Annotated in this window: 13 protein-coding genes, 2 tRNA genes, 1 rRNA gene and 1 riboswitch; of the genes, 14 read left to right on the top strand and 2 right to left on the bottom strand. The window is 67.5% G+C overall.

Annotated features, from left to right (window positions below):
* The first annotated feature begins 105 nt into the window (after positions 1–105).
* The 6 genes from hisS (at position 106) to LH62_RS06840 (ending at position 6,739) form a co-directional block, all read left to right on the top strand.
* On the top strand, positions 106–1,353 hold the full coding sequence (gene hisS / locus LH62_RS06865) for a histidine--tRNA ligase (protein WP_043360149.1): 1,248 nt from the start codon (positions 106–108) through the stop codon (positions 1,351–1,353).
* Positions 1,354–1,378: 25 nt separating this feature from the next.
* The gene (gene prfA, locus LH62_RS06860) at positions 1,379–2,434 is read left to right on the top strand and encodes a peptide chain release factor 1 (protein WP_043360147.1); all 1,056 of its coding nucleotides are present in this window, start codon (positions 1,379–1,381) and stop codon (positions 2,432–2,434) included.
* Positions 2,435–2,486: 52 nt separating this feature from the next.
* The gene (gene prmC, locus LH62_RS06855; protein ID WP_043360145.1) at positions 2,487–3,362 is read left to right on the top strand and encodes a peptide chain release factor N(5)-glutamine methyltransferase; all 876 of its coding nucleotides are present in this window, start codon (positions 2,487–2,489) and stop codon (positions 3,360–3,362) included.
* Between the two features lie 243 nt (positions 3,363–3,605).
* Positions 3,606–4,124, top strand: coding sequence for a DUF4167 domain-containing protein (locus tag LH62_RS06850; RefSeq protein ID WP_082012394.1), 519 nt, complete (start codon positions 3,606–3,608; stop codon positions 4,122–4,124).
* 39 nt (positions 4,125–4,163) lie between these two features.
* Positions 4,164–4,270, top strand: a riboswitch (TPP riboswitch).
* A 68-nt stretch (positions 4,271–4,338) separates the two neighbouring features.
* A complete protein-coding gene (thiC, locus tag LH62_RS06845; RefSeq protein ID WP_043360143.1) occupies positions 4,339–6,156 on the top strand; it encodes a phosphomethylpyrimidine synthase ThiC in 1,818 nt (605 codons plus the stop codon).
* Positions 6,157–6,265: 109 nt separating this feature from the next.
* Positions 6,266–6,739 (top strand): VOC family protein, encoded by a 474-nt coding sequence (locus LH62_RS06840; RefSeq protein ID WP_043360141.1) that lies wholly within the window; start codon positions 6,266–6,268, stop codon positions 6,737–6,739.
* A gap of 330 nt (positions 6,740–7,069) precedes the next feature.
* Here LH62_RS06840 and LH62_RS06835 read toward each other — a convergent pair whose 3' ends face one another.
* The gene (locus LH62_RS06835) at positions 7,070–7,840 is read right to left on the bottom strand and encodes an MOSC domain-containing protein (protein ID WP_043360139.1); all 771 of its coding nucleotides are present in this window, start codon (positions 7,838–7,840) and stop codon (positions 7,070–7,072) included.
* 125 nt (positions 7,841–7,965) lie between these two features.
* Here LH62_RS06835 and clpB point away from each other — a divergent pair, with 125 nt between their 5' ends.
* The 5 genes from clpB (at position 7,966) to cyoD (ending at position 14,643) form a co-directional block, all read left to right on the top strand.
* Positions 7,966–10,554, top strand: a complete 2,589-nt coding sequence (clpB, locus tag LH62_RS06830; RefSeq protein ID WP_043360137.1) for an ATP-dependent chaperone ClpB — start codon at positions 7,966–7,968, stop codon at positions 10,552–10,554.
* Positions 10,555–10,697: 143 nt separating this feature from the next.
* Complete coding sequence (cyoA, locus tag LH62_RS06825; protein ID WP_201445439.1) at positions 10,698–11,555, top strand: ubiquinol oxidase subunit II; 858 nt, start codon at positions 10,698–10,700, stop codon at positions 11,553–11,555.
* Positions 11,556–13,571: a cbb3-type cytochrome c oxidase subunit I gene (locus LH62_RS06820; RefSeq protein ID WP_043360135.1), complete on the top strand. Its 2,016-nt coding sequence runs from the start codon at positions 11,556–11,558 to the stop codon at positions 13,569–13,571.
* The gene (locus LH62_RS06815) at positions 13,568–14,263 is read left to right on the top strand and encodes a cytochrome c oxidase subunit 3 (RefSeq protein WP_043360132.1); all 696 of its coding nucleotides are present in this window, start codon (positions 13,568–13,570) and stop codon (positions 14,261–14,263) included. Before LH62_RS06820 ends, LH62_RS06815 begins: the two co-directional genes overlap by 4 nt.
* On the top strand, positions 14,260–14,643 hold the full coding sequence (gene cyoD / locus LH62_RS06810; protein ID WP_043360131.1) for a cytochrome o ubiquinol oxidase subunit IV: 384 nt from the start codon (positions 14,260–14,262) through the stop codon (positions 14,641–14,643). The genes LH62_RS06815 and cyoD overlap by 4 nt, the downstream gene beginning before the upstream one ends.
* A 5-nt stretch (positions 14,644–14,648) precedes the next feature.
* Here cyoD and LH62_RS06805 read toward each other — a convergent pair whose 3' ends face one another.
* The gene (locus LH62_RS06805; protein WP_052213819.1) at positions 14,649–15,875 is read right to left on the bottom strand and encodes a M23 family metallopeptidase; all 1,227 of its coding nucleotides are present in this window, start codon (positions 15,873–15,875) and stop codon (positions 14,649–14,651) included.
* Positions 15,876–16,368: 493 nt separating this feature from the next.
* On the opposite strand from LH62_RS06805, the gene LH62_RS06800 reads away from it, so the two are divergent.
* The 3 genes from LH62_RS06800 (at position 16,369) to LH62_RS06790 (ending at position 18,287) form a co-directional block, all read left to right on the top strand.
* Positions 16,369–17,857, top strand: a 16S ribosomal RNA gene (locus LH62_RS06800).
* Positions 17,858–18,120: 263 nt separating this feature from the next.
* Positions 18,121–18,194 (top strand) — tRNA-Ile (locus LH62_RS06795).
* Positions 18,195–18,214: 20 nt separating this feature from the next.
* Positions 18,215–18,287 (top strand) — tRNA-Ala (locus LH62_RS06790).
* Positions 18,288–18,375: the final 88 nt, after the last annotated feature.

Genomic DNA, 18,375 nt, shown 5'->3' with positions numbered 1-18,375 from the left:
TGGCCGTATGATCCCGTAAACGGGCGGTGTAACAGCGCCCGAGAACCGGCACCGTTCCGTTGCGTCGCTTGCCCTCAACGGGACGGAGGGCTATCCGGCATCCCCATGAGCTCCCTGCAACCCGCCCGCGGCACCCGTGACCTGATCGGCGAGGAGTTCCGCCGCCATCACCACGTCATCGACACCGCGCGCCGGATCGCCACCCTCTACGGCTTCGAGGAATGGGCGACGCCCATCTTCGAGGATACCCGTGTCTTCGCCCGCGGCCTCGGCGACACCTCGGATGTCGTCTCGAAGGAGATGTACAGCTTCGAGGACCGCGGCGGCGAGAGCGTCACCCTGCGCCCCGAGAACACCGCCGGCGTCTGCCGTGCCCTGGTCAGCAACGGCCTCACCCAGGCCAACCTGCCCCGCAAGGTCTTCTATGCCGGGCCGATGTTCCGCTACGAGCGCCCGCAGAAGGGCCGCTACCGCCAGTTCACCCAGATCGGCATCGAGGTCCTCGGCGCCGCCGAGCCGCTGGCCGATGCCGAGGTGATCGCCTGCGGCTGGCACATCCAGCAGGCGCTCGGCATCACCGAGGGCACGATCCTCGAGATCAACACCCTGGGCGATGCCGCCAGCCGCGACGCCTACCGCGCCGCCCTCGTCGCCTACTTCACCGCCCACCAGGACCGCCTCTCGGCCGACAGCCGCATGCGCCTCGAGCGCAACCCCTTGCGCATCCTCGACAGCAAGGACGAGGGCGACCGCGCCATCATCGCTGACGCCCCGACCATCTTCGACCACCTGACGCCCGAGGCCGCAGGCTTCTTCGACGCCGTGCAGCGCCACCTCGCGGCCTTCGGCGTGCCCTTCCGCATCAACCCGCGGATCGTGCGCGGCCTCGACTACTACAGCCACACCGCCTTCGAATTCGTCACCGAACGCCTTGGCGCCCAGGGCACGGTGATGGGTGGCGGCCGCTACAACGGCTTGGTCGAGGAGATGGGCGGCCCGCCCACCCCCTCCGTCGGCTGGGCCGCTGGCGTGGACCGCCTCGCCCTGCTGCTGGAAGCCATGGACCTCACCCCGCCCGCGCCGCGCCCCGTCGCCGTGATCCCGGTCGGCGACGCCGCCGAAGCCCCCGCCTTGCAGCTGCTGCAAAGCCTCCGCCAGGCCGGCATCACCGCCGAGATCGCCTACAAGGGCAACCTCAAGCGCCGCATGGAGCGCGCCAACCGCCAGTCCGCCCGCGCCGCCGTCATTCTCGGCGAGGAGGAGCTGGCGGCCGGCGCCGCCCAGCTCCGCGACCTCGACGCCGGCACGCAGGAGACGGTCCCGCTGGCGGAGATTCCCGGCCGCCTCGCATGAGTATCGTCGCACCGGAGGTGCGCCCGTGAGCATTTCAGACAAGCTCGACCGCGTCCTGACCCGCGCCGAGGAGGTCCGTCACCTCCTCGCCACCGCGGATGGCAGCCAGTTCGGAGCCCTCTCCAAGGAATTGTCCGACCTCGAACCCCTCGTCGAGAAGGTCGAGGCCCTCCGCGCCGCCATCCGCGCCCGCGACGAGGCCGAAGCCATGCTCGGCGACCCCGAGCTGCGCGAGCTCGCCGAGGATGAGTACCTCGCCCAGAAGGAGGCCGTGCCCAGGCTGGAGCGCGAGGTCCGCCTCATGCTCCTGCCCAAGGACAGCGCCGACGAGCGCAGCGCCATCCTCGAGATCCGCCCCGCCGCCGGCGGCGACGAGGCCGCCCTCTTCGCCGCCGAGCTGTTCCGCGCCTACCAGCGCTACGCCGAAAGCCGCCGCTGGCGCTTCGAGGTGCTGGAGTATGACGAGGGCGAGCTGGGCGGCGTGAAGGGCGCCACCGCCGAGATCGCCGGCACCGGCGTCTTCGCCCGCTTCAAATACGAGAGCGGCGTCCACCGCGTCCAACGCGTCCCCGCCACCGAGACGCAGGGCCGCATCCACACCTCGACCGTCACCGTCGCCATCATGCCGGAGGCGGAGGAGGTGGACGTCCAGATCAACGAGAGCGACCTCCGCATCGACACCTACCGGGCGAGCGGCGCCGGCGGCCAGCATGTCAACAAGACCGACAGCGCCGTCCGCATCACCCACATCCCGACGGGCACGGTAGTGGCGATGCAGGAGGAGCGCAGCCAGCACAAGAACCGCGCCAAGGCGATGAAGGTGCTGCGCGCCCGGATCTACGAGGCCCAGCGCGCCCGCCTCAGCGAGGGCCGCGCCGCCGACCGCAAGTCCCAGGTCGGCACCGGCGACCGCAGCGAGCGCATCCGCACCTACAATTTCCCCCAAGGGCGGGTGACCGACCACCGTATCGGCCTGACGCTCCACAAGATCGACAAGGTCATGCTCGGCGATTTCGACGAGATCATCGACGCCCTGACGCAGGAGGACGAGGCCGCCCGCCTCGCCGCCGAGGGCGAATGAGCCGTTGCGATCGCGAAGCCCTGCAGGCCGCCCCGCGGCCGAGGAGCGCAGCGTGAATCGCAACGGCCCAACATGTGCCGACCCGGCGGGAACGGTCGGCTTCTTCCTCTGCCGCGCCGGCCAGGCCCTCCGCACCGCCGCCATCGAGACCCCGCGCCAGGAGGCCCGCCTCCTCCTTGCCCACAGCCTCGCCTGCCGCGAGGAGGACCTGCTGCGCGACCCCCGCGCCCCCGTTCCCCCCGAGGCCGCCGCCCGCTTCGCCGCCCTGCTCCGCCGCCGGCTGGACCACGCCCCCATCGCCCATTTGCTGGGCGAGGCCGAATTCTGGTCGCTCCCCTTCCGCGTCTCCCCCGCAACCCTGATCCCCCGCCCCGATACGGAGAGCCTGGTCGAAGCCGCCCTCGACGTCTTTCCCGACCGCTCGGCTCCCCTCCGCCTGCTCGACCTCGGCACCGGCACCGGCTGCCTGTTGCTGGCGACCCTCACGGAATACCCGGCCGCCACCGGAATCGGCACCGACCGCATCCCGGACGCCGCCGCCCTGGCCGCGGAGAACGCCCGCCGCCTCGGCCTCGCTGGGCGGGCCCGCGTCCTCGCCGCCGACTGGGCCGCCCCGCTCGCCGCCCGCTTCGACCTGATCCTTTCCAACCCGCCCTATATCGAGACGGATGCGATCCCCGGTCTGATGCCCGATGTTGCCCGGCACGAGCCCGCATCCGCCCTCGATGGCGGCACCGACGGCCTCGCCGCCTACCGCCACCTCGCCACAATCCTCCCCACCCTGCTCGCCCCCGGCGGGCGGGCGGTGCTGGAACTCGGCGCGGGCCAGCGCCCGGCCGTCGAGGCCCTGGCCCGCGCCGCCGGCCTCGCCCCGATCGCCTGCCGCCCCGACCTCGGCGGCATCGACCGCGCCCTGGTCCTCGGATGACCCAATCTTGCGCGGCGCTGCAAAAAAACAGTTTGGCGCCGGGCCCGGCAGCGACTAGCTTGAAGGCAGGCCTTCGTGAGCCGGCGGGCATGTCCCACGCTGCGCAGGCCCCAATCCGTAGGGCAGCCCTGGCAAGCATGGCGTCCGCGGCGCTTTGAACCACATCGACCGCCACTGCCGATCCGGCCCGACAATCGGGCAGGGACGGGGCGGTCAAGCTGCGAGACGGCAGACGCAATACCGATGAACATGAAACGGATTCGCGGTCGCAGCCACCGGCACGGTGGAGGCGGCGGGGGCGGCGGCGGTGGCGGTGGCGGCGGCGGGCAGTACCGCCCGGCCTCCCATCAGCCGATGAGCCGGAACCACGTCTTCGACTCCAACGGCCCGGACATGCGCCTGCGCGGCACCGCGCAGCAGCTCTTCGAGAAGTACCTCCAGCTCGGCCGCGACGCGACCGGCTCGGGTGACCGCGTGATGGCCGAGAGCTACTTCCAGCATGCGGAGCACTATTTCCGCATCATCAACGCCATGAACCAGGTCCAGCAGCAGCAGGGCGGCCAGCAACAGCAGCCCCGCCGCTACCAGAACGGCCCGGACGGCAGCGAGGGCGGCGAGAACCAGGGCGACCAGCAGCCCGAATTCAACGGCCACGCCCAGAACGGCCAGCCCTACGTCCAGAACGGCCAGTCCAGCGACAACGGCCAGGACGAGGACGAGCCGCAGCCCCAGCCAACCCTCCGCGAGCGCGAGCAGCTCTGACTTCGCGTTGACAGGGCCGTGCGCCGGCCCCAGGCTACCGGATGTTCCAAGGGGGGCCCCAGCAGGGGCTGAGAACGGCGTTGCCGCCGTGACCCTTCGAACCTGATCCGGGTCATGCCGGCGTAGGGAACGGAACAAGCGGGCAGCGCCCCCGGGGGCCATGCCCGCCCCCGCACGTCACACCACCCGGATCTCCAACTCAGGAGGTCCAAGAATGCCCGATATCTTCCCGCCCGAGACCCTCGAGGTCACCACCGGCCCGCTGCCGGCCTCGCGCAAGATCCACGTCGCCGGCACCCACCACCCCGACATCCGCGTGGCGATGCGCGAGATCGCGCTCGACCCCTCGGCCAACGAGCCGCCGCTCCGCGTCTACGACACCTCCGGCCCCTATACCGACCCGCTGCACCCGACCGACATCCGCCGCGGGCTCCCTGGCCTTCGCGCCGGCTGGATCGAGGCGCGCGGCGATGTCGAGGCCTATGAGGGCCGCGACCCCAAGCCCGAGGATGACGGGTTGAAGCCCGGCGAGGCCCGCCGCGTCCCCGTCTTCGACCGCGGCCAGCGCCAGCCCCTCCGCGCCCGCGCGGGCTCGGCGCCCACCCAGCTCGCCTATGCCCGCGCCGGCATCGTCACGCCGGAGATGGAATACGTCGCCATCCGCGAGAACCTCGGCCGTGCGAAACTCTGCGAGGCCGCCGAGCGCGACGGCGAGAGCTTCGGCGCCGCCATCCCCGACTACGTGACGGCGGAGTTCGTCCGCGACGAGGTCGCCCGCGGCCGCGCCATCATCCCCGCCAACATCAACCACCCGGAATCGGAGCCGATGGCGATCGGCCGCAATTTCCTGGTGAAGATCAACGCCAATATCGGCAACAGCGCCGTCGCTTCCTCCGTCGCGCAGGAGGTGGACAAGCTCGTCTGGGCCATCCGCTGGGGCGGCGACACCGTGATGGACCTCTCGACGGGCCGCAACATCCACACCACGCGCGAATGGATCATCCGCAACAGCCCGGTGCCGATCGGCACCGTCCCCATCTACCAGGCGCTGGAGAAGGTCGGCGGCAAGGCCGAGGACCTGACCTGGGAGATCTTCCGCGACACGCTGATCGAGCAGGCCGAGCAGGGGGTGGACTACTTCACCATCCATGCCGGCGTCCGCCTCGCCTACATCCCGCTGACCGCGAAGCGCGTCACCGGCATCGTCTCCCGCGGCGGCTCCATCATGGCGAAGTGGTGCCTGGCGCATCACCAGGAGAATTTCCTCTACACGCATTTCGCCGAGATCTGCGAGATCATGCGCGCCTATGACGTCAGCTTCTCGCTCGGCGACGGCCTCCGCCCCGGCTCCATCGCCGACGCCAACGACGCCGCCCAATTCGCCGAGCTCGAAACCCTCGGCGAACTGACGAAGATCGCCTGGGCCCGCGACGTGCAGGTGATGATCGAAGGCCCCGGCCATGTGCCGATGCACAAGATCCAGGTCAACATGACCAAGCAGCTCGAGGTCTGCGGCGAGGCCCCCTTCTACACCCTCGGCCCGCTGACGACCGACATCGCCCCCGGCTACGACCACATCACCTCGGGCATCGGCGCCGCCATGATCGGCTGGTTCGGCTGCGCCATGCTCTGCTACGTGACGCCCAAGGAGCATCTCGGCCTGCCCGACCGGGACGACGTGAAGACCGGCGTCATCACCTACAAGATCGCCGCCCACGCCGCCGACCTCGCCAAGGGCCACCCCGCCGCCAAGCTCCGCGACGACGCCCTCAGCCGCGCCCGCTTCGAATTCCGCTGGCGCGACCAGTTCAACCTCGGCCTCGACCCGGAGACGGCCGAGCGCTTCCACGACCAGACCCTGCCGGCGGAAGGCGCGAAGCTCGCCCATTTCTGCTCCATGTGCGGCCCGAAATTCTGCTCGATGAAGATCAGCCAGGAAGTCCGCGAGGCCGCCCAGCAGGGCATGGAGCAGATGTCGGAACGCTTCCGCGGCAATGGCGGCGAGATCTACTTGCCGCCGGTCGCGCGCTGAAAGGAAGTCCGGGGAGAAGGTATTCTCCCCGGACCCCTCATCTGTTTCTCCGGGTTTACCGAATACCCTATCCTGCACCCGGAACGGCGCTGCAGCAGGAGGGTAAGCAATGCCGAAGAACACGATCTGCCTCTGGTTCGACAAGGATGCCGAAGAGGCCGCCCGCTTCTACGCCGCGACCTTCCCCGACAGCGCTGTCCGGGCCGTCCACCGCGCCCCCGCCGACTACCCGGCCGGCAAGCAGGGCGATGTGCTGACGGTGGAGTTCACCGTCGCCGGCATCCCCTGCCTCGGCCTGAACGGCGGCCCCGCCTTCCGGCACAGCGAGGCCTTCTCCTTCCAGATCGCCACCGGCGACCAGGAGGAGACCGACCGCTACTGGAACGCCATCGTCGGCAATGGCGGCCAGGAAAGCGCCTGCGGCTGGTGCAAGGACCGCTGGGGCATCTCCTGGCAGATCACCCCCCGCGTCCTGACCGAAGCGATCGCCGCCGGCGGCGAGGCGGCGCGGCGTGCCTTCGAAGCCATGATGACCATGCGGAAGATCGACGTCGCGGCGATCGAGGCCGCCCGGCGCGGCTGACGCCCGGCCTCGGCGCTTGCATCGGCACAGGCCCGAGTATATAGGAATAAAAGCCACAAGCCGAGCCGCGCCCGCTGCCCCGCGGCAGGGCGCCTAAATCCCTAAAACCTTGAATTCCCTGCTGAACCCCTAGCAAGATCAAAGCCTTGGCGCGGGCCCGCTTCAATTCTTGAGCCCCGGCACCGCCCTTCGGGGAAGTCTTGAACGACTATCTAATCGGCCCTTGCCCGATGTCTCCCCGCAGCTTCGTCATGGAAGGCTGTGCAGGGCTTGGACGTTGAGCGCCATCCGGCCCCCCGCAAAACCGCGAAGCGGTTTCGCGGGGAAGTCTCAGTGCAGCAGCTCTCCCTGCAACGGCTCCAGCGCATCCCCCACCGCCAGCCGCCCGCCCTCGATCACCTCGGCATAGACCCCGAGATCGGCATGGCCGAAATGCTCGCGCAGCACCTTGGGCGGCTTCGCATCCCGCTCCGCCGTCTCCGGGTTCACCTCCGTCGCCGGGCAGCGGATGATCCGCTTGAACACCCTGAGCCGCGCCCCACCGAGCTGGATCTCCTGCCCCACCAGGCCGAACTCCGCCCAGGGGATGCTGCCCGAGACATAGACATTCGCCCGGAACCGCAGCGGGTCGAGCCGCATTCCCGCCGCCTGCTCCAGCGCGGCGAGGCTGGCGAGCCCGATGATGGAGACGCACTTCGCCGCCACATCGGTGAAATTGTGCCCCAGCGCCTCGACGAAATGCGGCACCCCGCGCGCCTCTTCGCCCATGAAATCGGCGAGGAAGGCGGCGATGGCGGCCCGCCCCGCCTCGCTTCGCGTATCGCCGAGGAAGGGCTCCCCTTCGGGCGGCCGGATCAGCAGCTGCCCGCTGCGCGGGTCGAAGGCGCTGTGCAGCAGCGCCAGCCGGGCATTCGCCGCGAGGCAGCCAAAATGCCGCTTCTGCAGCCAGGTCGGCGCCGCCGGGTCGAAGGGCGCATCCCCCTGGGCGAGGGCGAAGCGCCGGTCATGCGGCAGGCACTCGCCCTCGCGCAGCGTGACCTCCTCCATCGCCTCGGCGGTGAGGCCCTTCACCGGATACCGGTAGATATGTTCGACCCGCATCGGAATAAATTCTCCCGCCTCTTGACCCCGCGCAAGGCGAATTACCACATCCTATGGCGAACTGGGTGCCGTCGTCGCCTCTTGAGGGGCGGTGGAACCCGTCGCCTCGATGAGGGACAAGACTGATGGACATCGAAAAATTCACCGAACGGTCCCGCGGCTTCCTGCAGGCCGCCCAGACCATTGCTATCCGCGAATACCACCAGCGCGTCACGCCCGAGCACCTGCTGAAGGCGCTGCTCGACGATGAGCAGGGCGCGGCGGCCGGGCTGATCCGCGCCGCCGGCGGCGACCCCGCCCGGGCGAAGCAGGCTATCGACCTGGAGGTAAGCCGCCAGCCGAAAGTCACTGGCGGCGGCGCCGGCCAGCCGCAGTTCACGCCGGACATCGTCCGCGTGCTCGACGCCGCGCAGCAGCAGTCGCAGAAGGCCGGCGACGAGTACGTCGCCCAGGACCGCCTGCTGGTGGCGCTTGCCGCCAGCGACGGCGCCGCCGGCCGCGTCCTCAAGGGGGCCGGCGCCGACGCCCAGCGCCTGGAAGCCGCCGTCGCCGACCTCCGGAAGGGCCGCAAGGTGGACAGTCAGAACGCCGAGCAGAGCTTCGACGCGCTGAAGAAGTATGCCCGCGACATCACCGAGGTCGCCCGCGAAGGCAAGCTCGACCCGGTCATCGGCCGCGACGAGGAAATCCGCCGCGCCATCCAGGTCCTCGCCCGTCGCACCAAGAACAACCCGGTACTGATCGGCGAGCCCGGCGTCGGCAAGACCGCCATTGTCGAGGGCCTGGCGCTCCGCATCGTCAAGGGCGACGTGCCCGAGGCGCTGAAGTCGAAGCGCGTCATGGCGCTCGACCTCGGCGCCATGGTCGCCGGCGCCAAGTATCGCGGCGAGTTCGAGGAGCGGCTGAAGGGCGTCCTGTCGGAGGTCGAGAAGGCCGCCGGCGAGATCATCCTCTTCATCGACGAGATGCACACCCTGGTCGGCGCCGGCAAGGCGGATGGCGCGATGGACGCCTCCAACCTGCTGAAGCCTGCCTTGGCTCGCGGCGAGCTGCACTGCATCGGCGCGACGACGCTCGACGAGTACCGCAAGCATGTCGAGAAGGACGCGGCGCTGGCCCGGCGCTTCCAGCCCGTCTTCGTCGGCGAGCCGAGCGTAGAGGACACCGTCTCGATCCTCCGCGGCATCAAGGAGAAGTACGAGCTGCACCACGGCGTCCGCATCACGGACGGCGCGCTGGTGGCGGCCGCGACCCTCTCCAACCGCTACATCACCGACCGCTTCCTGCCCGACAAGGCCATCGACCTCGTGGACGAGGCGGCCTCCCGCCTGCGGATGCAGGTCGACAGCAAGCCGGAGGAGCTGGACGCGATCGACCGCGACCTGATGCGCCTCAAGATCGAACGCGAGGCGCTGAGGAAGGAGGAGGACGCCGCTTCCCGCGACCGCCTGACGAAGCTCGAGAAGGAGCTCGCCGACCTCGAGGAGCGCTCGCGCCAGATGACGCAGCGCTGGGAGGCTGAGAAGGGCAAGGTCGTCGAGAGCCAGAAGCTCAAGGAGGAGCTGGACCGCGCCCGCACCGAGGTCGAGCTGGCCCAGCGCCGCGGCGACCTGGCGAAGGCGTCCGAGCTGCTCTACGGCACCATCCCGACGCTCGAGAAGCAGCTCGCCACCACCGGCGACGGCGATGCGCGGCTGGTGAACGAGGCGGTGACGGAGGAAGGCATCGCCGGCGTCGTCAGCCGTTGGACCGGTATCCCGGTCGAGAAGATGCTGGAGGGCGAGCGCGCCAAGCTCCTCAAGATGGAGGACAAGCTGCGCGAGCGCGTGGTCGGCCAGCCCGAAGCGCTGGAAGCGGTCGCCAAGGCGGTGCGGCGCGCCCGTGCCGGGCTGCAGGACCCGAACCGGCCGATCGGCAGTTTCCTCTTCCTCGGTCCCACGGGCGTCGGCAAGACGGAGCTGGTGAAGTCGCTCGCCGCCTTCCTCTTCGACGACGAGCGGGCGATGACGCGCATCGACATGTCCGAGTACATGGAGAAGCATGCCGTCTCCCGGCTGGTCGGCGCCCCTCCGGGCTATGTCGGCTATGACGAGGGCGGCGCGCTGACCGAGGCGATCCGGCGGCGCCCCTACCAGGTCATCCTCTTCGACGAGGTCGAGAAGGCGCATGAGGATGTCTTCAACATCCTGCTCCAGGTACTTGACGACGGGCGGCTGACGGATGGCCAGGGGCGGACGGTCGATTTCCGCAACACCATCATCGTGCTGACCAGCAACCTCGGCAGCCAGGCCATCGCCGAACTCCCCGAGACGGCGGATATCGAGGCGGCGCGGCCGGCGGTGATGCGCGCGGTGCGCGAGCGCTTCCGGCCGGAATTCCTCAATCGGCTGGACGAGATCGTGCTGTTCCGCCGTCTCGCGCGGGGCGACATGGCTTCGATCGTGGACATTCAGCTGGCCGGCCTCCGTCGGTTGCTGGAGGACCGCAAGATCGCCCTGGTGCTGGACGACAAGGCGCGCGAATGGCTGGCGGAAGCTGGCTACGACCCCGCCTACGGCGCCCGGCCGCTGAAGCGGGTGATCCAGCGGAACCTGCAGGACCAGTTGGCCAACCTGCTGCTGGAAGGCCGCATCCGCGACGGCGAGACGCTCAACGTCACCGCCGGCACGGATGGGCTGATCGTCAAACAGGCGCCGCTCGCCGCTGCGGCGTAACGGCAGGCGGGAGGGCGGTGCCCTCCCGCCTCGCGAAACTGCCATAGCACCCGGGTTAGCTTCGCTGCGTTGCGGCGAAGCGACCGCTGACCTGGGGGCGACATATGAATTCTGGCCCGCAAAGGCGCCTTGCCAGCATAGTCTTGCTGGCGGCGCCGCTGGCCGCTTGCAGCGGTGGCCCGCTCGATCCGCATGGGCCGATCGCCGAACAGCAGCGGCTTCTCATCTTCAATGCGCTTGCGGTGATGCTGGCGATTGTCATTCCGACAATCCTAGTCGCGGTCGGCTTCGCCTGGTGGTTCCGCGAGGGCAATCCGCGCGCGAAGCGCCGGCCCGACTTCGTCTATTCCGGCCGCGTCGAGATCGTCATGTGGGCGATTCCGCTGCTCACTGTCATCTTCCTCAGCGGACTGATCTGGACCGGGACCTACAACCTCGATCCCTACAAGCGCCTCGTCTCCGACCGGCCAACGACCGAGGTGCAGGTTGTCGCCCTCGATTGGAAATGGCTGTTCATCTACCCGGAGCAGCGCATCGCCAGCGTGAACGAGCTGGTGGTGCCGGCCGGGGCGCCGGTGCATTTCGACATGACCTCGGCGAGCGTGATGAACACCTTCTCCATCCCGCAGCTCGGCGGGATGATCTACGTGATGAACGGCATGGTCACGCAGATCAACCTGCAAGCCAACCATCCCGGCGAGTTCTATGGCCGCTCCGCGCATTTCAGCGGCGATGGCTTCTCCAACATGCGCTTCACCACGCGCGCCGTGACCGAGGATGACTTCGCCCGGTGGGTGGAGGGCGTGCGCGGCGGCGAGCAGGTGCTCGACCGCGCCGCCTATGAAGAGCTGATGAAGCAGAGCATCCCCGAGCGGCCTTTCACCTTTCGGGATGTCGATCCTCACCTGTTCCATGCGGTGACGACTCAACGCATCCCACCCGCCCCCGGTCCCAGCGAAGGCCGCGGCGGTCCCGGTATCCAGGAGAGGGCGCAGAAATAGATGCTCGGCAAGCTCACCTGGGACGCGGTCCCCTGGGACCAGCCCATTCCCCTCGTCGCCGCCGGCGTCGTCGGCCTCATCCTGCTCGGCGTCATCGGCTGGATCGTGGTCAAGGGCTACCTGCCCTATCTTTGGCGGGAATGGATCACCAGCGTCGACCACAAGCGGATCGGCGTGATGTACACGCTGCTCGGCCTCGTCATGCTGCTGCGCGGCTTCGTCGACGCGATCATGATGCGGTCGCAGCAGGCGCTGGCCTACCAGGCGGCCGGCTACCTGCCGCCGGAGCACTACAACCAGGTCTTCTCGGCGCATGGCGTCATCATGATCTTCTTCGGCGCGATGCCCGTCATCATCGGCCTGATGAATTTCGTGGTGCCGCTCCAACTCGGCATCCGCGACGTTGCCTTCCCGACGCTGAACTCGGTGAGCTTCTGGCTGACCGCCTCGGGCGCGCTGCTGGTGAACATCTCGCTCGTCGTCGGCGAGTTCGCCCGCACCGGCTGGCTGCCCTACCCGCCGCTGTCGGAGGTCAGCTACTCGCCCGGCGTCGGGCCGGACTACTATGTCTGGGCCTTGCAGATATCCGGCATCGGGACATTGATGTCAGGGATAAACCTCGTCACGACCATATTGAAAATGCGCGCCCCAGGCATGGGCTATTTCCGCATGCCGATGTTCTGCTGGACGGCGCTCACCTCCAACCTGCTGATCGTTGCCGCCTTCCCGATCCTCACCGCGACGCTGGCGATGCTGACCCTCGACCGCTACCTCGGCTTCCATTTCTTCACCAACGAAGCCGGCGGCAACATGATGATGTTCGAGAACCTCATCTGGGCCTGGGGCCATCCGGAGGTCTACATCCTCTTGCTGCCGGCGCTCGGCATCTTCTCCGAAATCATCTCCTGCTTCTCCGGCAAGCCGCTCTTCGGCTACCGCTCTATGGTGCTGGCGACGCTGTGGATCTGCCTCAACGGCTTCATGACCTGGCTGCACCACTTCTTCACCATGGGGGCGGGGCCCGGCGTCAACACTGCCTTCGGCATCTCGACCGCGCTGATCTCGGTGGCGACCGGGGTGAAGGTGTTCAACTACATCTTTACCATGTATGGCGGCACCATCCGCTACACCACGCCGATGCTCTGGGCCGTGGGCTTCATCGTCGCCTTCGTCATCGGCGGCATGACCGGCGTGCTGCTGGCGGTACCGCCGGCGGACTGGCAGCTGCACAACAGCCTCTTTCTCGTGGCGCATTTCCACAACGTCATCATCGGCTCCACCGTCTTCGGCGCCTTCGCCGGGCTGACCTTCTGGTTCCCCAAGGCCTTCGGCTTCAAGCTCGACGAGACCTGGGGCAAGCGCGCCTTCTGGTTCACCTTCGGCGGGCTGTGGGCGACCTTCCTGCCGCTCTACATGGCGGGGCTGCTCGGCATGACGCGGCGGATGCAGCAGTATGACGTGCCGGAATGGCGGCCCTGGGTGCTGGCGGCGGGCGTCGGCACCATCGTCATCTTCATCGGCGTCGCCTGCCAGGTGATCCAGCTCGTCGTCAGCATCCGCAACCGCCATGCGCTGCGCGACGAGACGGGCGACCCTTGGGATGGCCGCTCGCTGGAATGGTCCACCACCTCGCCACCGCCCGCTTTCAACTTCGCCATCATGCCGAATGTGAAGGACGAGGAGCCCTACTGGACGATCAAGCAGAAGGCGATCGAGAGCCAGAACCTCGCGGACGAGCCGGACTACAAGCCGGTCCACATGCCGCGCAACTCGCCGACCGGCTTCATCTGCGCCTTCTTCTCGACTATCACCGGCTTTGCGCTGATCTGGCTGATCTGGTGGATGGTGATTGCCGGACTCGTCGCCGCCTTCGCCACCTTCGTCGTCTTCGCCTGGTGGGACAAGCGCGAGTACGAAATCCCGGCCGAGGAAGTGAGGCGGCTCGACCGCGAGCGCCGCGCCGCCCGGCAGGTCTGGCTGCGCGACAAGGCAGCCAGCCTGGAGGAGCCGGCATGAGCGCCGCCGGCACCGTCGCCGCCCCGCATGGCCACGATCCGTACAAGCTCGGCTCCGGCCGCGGCGAAGGCGGCGGCCATGGCGGCGGACCGCATGACGAGGCCACGGGCCATGGCGAAGGCGGCCCGGCCTCGCCGCGCGTTATCGTCGGCTACGGCTTCTGGATCTTCCTGCTCAGCGACATCATCATGTTCTCCGCGTTCTTCGCCGCCTATGCGGTGCTGGCGCCGAACACCGCGGGTGGGCCGAGCGGGCGGGAGCTGTTCGAGCTCGACCGCGTCGCGATCGAGACCGGCTTGCTGCTGCTCTCGAGCTTCACCTGCGGCCTCGCCAACGTCGCCGCGGATGCCCGCAACAAGCTCTGGACAGAGGTCGGACTGCTGGCGACGGGGCTGCTCGGCGCTGGGTTCCTGCTGCTGGAGCTGCAGGAATTCGCCGGGATGATCGAGCAGGGGGCCGGGCCAGACCGCAGCGCCTTCCTTTCCGCCTTCTTCGCGCTCGTCGGCTGCCATGGGCTGCACGTCTTTGCCGGTCTGCTCTGGCTCGGGACGATGATGGCACAGGTCTGGGTGAAAGGCTGGCAGCCGCACATCGTCCGGCGGCTGCTCTGTTTCAACCTGTTCTGGCACGCCCTCGACATCGTCTGGGTGGCGCTCTTCACCATCGTCTATCTGATCGGATCCGGCGCATGACCAGCTCCCCGGGCGAGCCACGCCCCGTCGACGAGGATGACAGCGCCCCGGGCGACGGGGGCGTGGCGAAGGGCATCACCAGCTACCTCACCGGGCTCGGCCTGGCTGTGCTGCTCACCGCCTGCTCCTTCGGCCTGGCGGGGACGAATTTCATCTATGGTCCCGGCCTGCCGGTGGCGCTGGTGGTGCTCGCCATCGCGCAGATCGGCATCCACCTCGTCTTCTTCCTGCACATCACCACGGCGCCGGACAACACCAACAATGTCATGGCGCTCGCCTTCGGCGTGTTCATTGTCTTCCTGGTAGTCGGCGGCTCCGTCTGGATCATGAGCCACCTGAACCACAACATGATGCCGATGGAACACTCGATGCCGATGTGAAGGCCTCACTCGGCCCAGGCGACCTCCTGCATCGGCTCCAGATGCGCGATCTGGGCAAGGATCGCCCGGCGCGTGCGCTGGAAGGCCTCGAGCTCCGCGCCGGCGAGCTGTACTCTCGCCGCGGGCCGGGCGATGGCGGGATCGACCGAGCGGCCGTTCTCCACGATCTCGTAGTGCAGGTGCGGCCCGGTGGCGAGGCCGCTGGAGCCGACGCGGCCGATCACCTCTGCTTGGCCGACGCCGGTGCCAAGCTTGAGCCCGCGGGCGAAGGCCGAGAGGTGAGCGTACCGCGTCATCGATCCATCCGGATGGCGCAGCTCGATCAACCGGCCATAGCCGCTGACGAAGCCGATGCGCTCGACGACGCCCTCGGCCGCGGCCAGCACCGGCGTGCCGTGCGGCGCGGCGAAGTCGATCCCCTGATGCATGCGGGTGAAGCCGAGCACCGGATGCCGCCGCTGGCCGAAGCTGGAAGAGATGGTCGCGCCATCGAGCGGCGTGCGGAGGAAGTTGCGGCGGAGGCTGCGCCCGTTCTCGTCGAACCATTCGGGCCCGTTCGCCGTCTCTTGCCGCCAGAGCGAGAGGTGGCGGGTCGACATGCGGAACCCGGCATGCAGCACGTCGCCGTCGCGCAGCAGGCCGCCCTCGGCGTCGCGGAAGCGTTCGAAGAGGACGGTGAAGCCGTCACCCGGCTGCAATTCGCGCTGGAAGTCGACGGCATGGCCGAGCATGCGCACGAGGTTGAGGCTGAGCGCCGGGGGCAGCCCTGCCGCCTCGAGGTCTTGCAGCAGCGCGCCGCTCACTTGCCCCTCCGCATAGACGAGGTGGCGATGACGCGTCGCCTCCTCCTCGACGGCCTGCCAGCCGGAGGGGGTGCGCGTGACGGTGACGGTGCGGCCCGGCGCGGCATCAAGGATGAGGGCGGTGAGGGCGTCGTCGCGGCTCGGGTCCTGCCGAAGGGTGACCTCATGGCCAGGCCGGAGCCGCCGTGGCGGGAAGATCGGGGCGAGCGCACTGATCGCGGGGCGCGCTTCCTCCGGCTCTACCCCGGCGCCGGCGAGGAGCTGGGCGAGGGTATCGCCCGGCCTGGCGACGATGACGCGAACCGCTTCGGTTTGCGCCGAGGGGGTGGGTTTCGGCGGGTCCGGCTGGGCCGGGGCGGCGGCGGGGCTGGCGAGCAGGATGACGAGACAAGGCAGCCAGCGCGCCCGGCGCGCGATGCGGTGCAGCATGAAACCCCTCCCAGGGCTGAAATATGGCGAAATCCTTTGAGGGAAAAATAAGTAAAGTCAACGGGTTGACGTGTTCGCCTGCGTGATGAGCTCAAGCGCATGACGATTTTCGAAAAAAGGGCTTTGACAGGCCTGGGCGAGGGGCCTAGAAGCCGCCTCCCGACGACGACGGCAACGCCGATCGCCGGGCCGCTGAAAAGAGGGCCTTGACGCCGGTGACGCTGGTCACTAAGTTGAGCGCCCCGCTGATGAGGCGGTTCTCCTAACCCGGCAGGGTGCATCGCCGGTCGATACTTTGGGTGGAAGCCTAAAGTCGGCCGCGGAGGAGTTTTGTTCTTTTAAATCTGCATCTGGTTTTGGAAGCGCGTATTGGATGATGTGTGCTTGTTGGTTCATTCTTCTGCGGTAGTGGGAGGATGGCTGGTGAGCGTTGGGTTTGGTTGGGGTTAGGTTGGGCATTGGGTTTTGTATGCTGGCAGAGATGCTGGTGTATGAACCTGAGAGTTTGATCCTGGCTCAGAGCGAACGCTGGCGGAATGCTTAACACATGCAAGTCGCACGGGGGCTTCGGCTCTAGTGGCGGACGGGTGAGTAACGCGTAGGAACGTGTCTTGGGGTGGGGGATAACGCTGGGAAACTGGCGCTAATACCGCATATCTGCTGTGGCAGAAAGCCTTCGGGTGCCTTGAGAGCGGCCTGCGTCCGATTAGCTTGTTGGTGGGGTAATGGCTTACCAAGGCGACGATCGGTAGCTGGTCTGAGAGGACGATCAGCCACACTGGGACTGAGACACGGCCCAGACTCCTACGGGAGGCAGCAGTGGGGAATATTGGACAATGGGCGAAAGCCTGATCCAGCAATTCCGCGTGGGTGAAGAAGGTCTTCGGATTGTAAAGCCCTTTCGACAGGGACGATGATGACGGTACCTGTAGAAGAAGCCCCGGCTAACTTCGTGCCAGCAGCCGCGGTAATACGAAGGGGGCTAGCGTTGCTCGGAATTACTGGGCGTAAAGGGCGCGTAGGCGGCGGTGTTAGTCAGGCGTGAAATTCCTGGGCTCAACCTGGGGACTGCGCTTGATACGGCATTGCTTGAGGATGGAAGAGGCTCGCGGAATTCCCAGTGTAGAGGTGAAATTCGTAGATATTGGGAAGAACACCGGTGGCGAAGGCGGCGAGCTGGTCCATTACTGACGCTGAGGCGCGACAGCGTGGGGAGCAAACAGGATTAGATACCCTGGTAGTCCACGCCGTAAACGATGTGCGCTGGATGTTGGGTGGCCTAGCCACTCAGTGTCGTAGCTAACGCGGTAAGCGCACCGCCTGGGGAGTACGGCCGCAAGGTTGAAACTCAAAGGAATTGACGGGGGCCCGCACAAGCGGTGGAGCATGTGGTTTAATTCGAAGCAACGCGCAGAACCTTACCAGCCCTTGACATGGGCAGGATCGGCGCAGAGATGCGCTTTCCCCGCAAGGGGCCTGCTGCACAGGTGCTGCATGGCTGTCGTCAGCTCGTGTCGTGAGATGTTGGGTTAAGTCCCGCAACGAGCGCAACCCTCGCCTTTAGTTGCCATCAGGTTAGGCTGGGCACTCTAGAGGAACTGCCGGTGACAAGCCGGAGGAAGGTGGGGATGACGTCAAGTCCTCATGGCCCTTATGGGCTGGGCTACACACGTGCTACAATGGCGGTGACAGAGGGAGGCCAGATGGCGACATCGAGCCGATCCCGAAAAGCCGTCTCAGTTCGGATTGCACTCTGCAACTCGGGTGCATGAAGGTGGAATCGCTAGTAATCGCGGATCAGCACGCCGCGGTGAATACGTTCCCGGGCCTTGTACACACCGCCCGTCACACCATGGGAGTTGGTTCTACCTTAAGCAGGTGCGGCAACCGCAAGGGGCTAGCTTGCCACGGTAGGGTCAGTGACTGGGGTGAAGTCGTAACAAGGTAGCCGTAGGGGAACCTGCGGCTGGATCACCTCCTTTCAAGGATGGCGCTGTGGGGTAGGGGCCTTGGCCTCTGGCTGCAGACCTCCGCGATATGACTAAACACGGACCAAGGCCTTGCCTGGTTCTGGCCGCCCCGGATGGGGTGGCTGGTGATCGGGCGCCTGTCCTGGTCGAGCCCAACGTTCGCCATCCATCCTCGGGCCCGGATTGGCCTGAGTGAGTGCGCATCATCCTGTTGATCTGTCGTTATGGCCTTGGCTGGGCGATGGCCGTTCCGGCCTCGGCATTGCCGAGGTTTGGGGCCAGTAGCTCAGTTGGTTAGAGCACACGCTTGATAAGCGTGGGGTCGGAGGTTCAAGTCCTCCCTGGCCCATTTTCCCTGTTGAAGACTACGGGGGCATAGCTCAGCTGGTAGAGCACCTGCTTTGCAAGCAGGGGGTCACCGGTTCGAATCCGGTTGCCTCCATGTCTGCGCAGGTTGGCCTGGCGGCAGAAAGAGATCCTCGCCTGACCTTCTTGGTCGGGTTGAGTTGCGTGCTTCCAAAGCCGCCACA

Origin of the sequence: Belnapia sp. F-4-1 (assembly GCF_000802185.1) — a bacterium.
In the GTDB taxonomy this organism is placed as follows: domain Bacteria; phylum Pseudomonadota; class Alphaproteobacteria; order Acetobacterales; family Acetobacteraceae; genus Belnapia.
The sequence above is the reverse complement of the archived record's forward strand: the minus strand, read 5'-3'. Positions and strand labels throughout refer to the sequence as shown.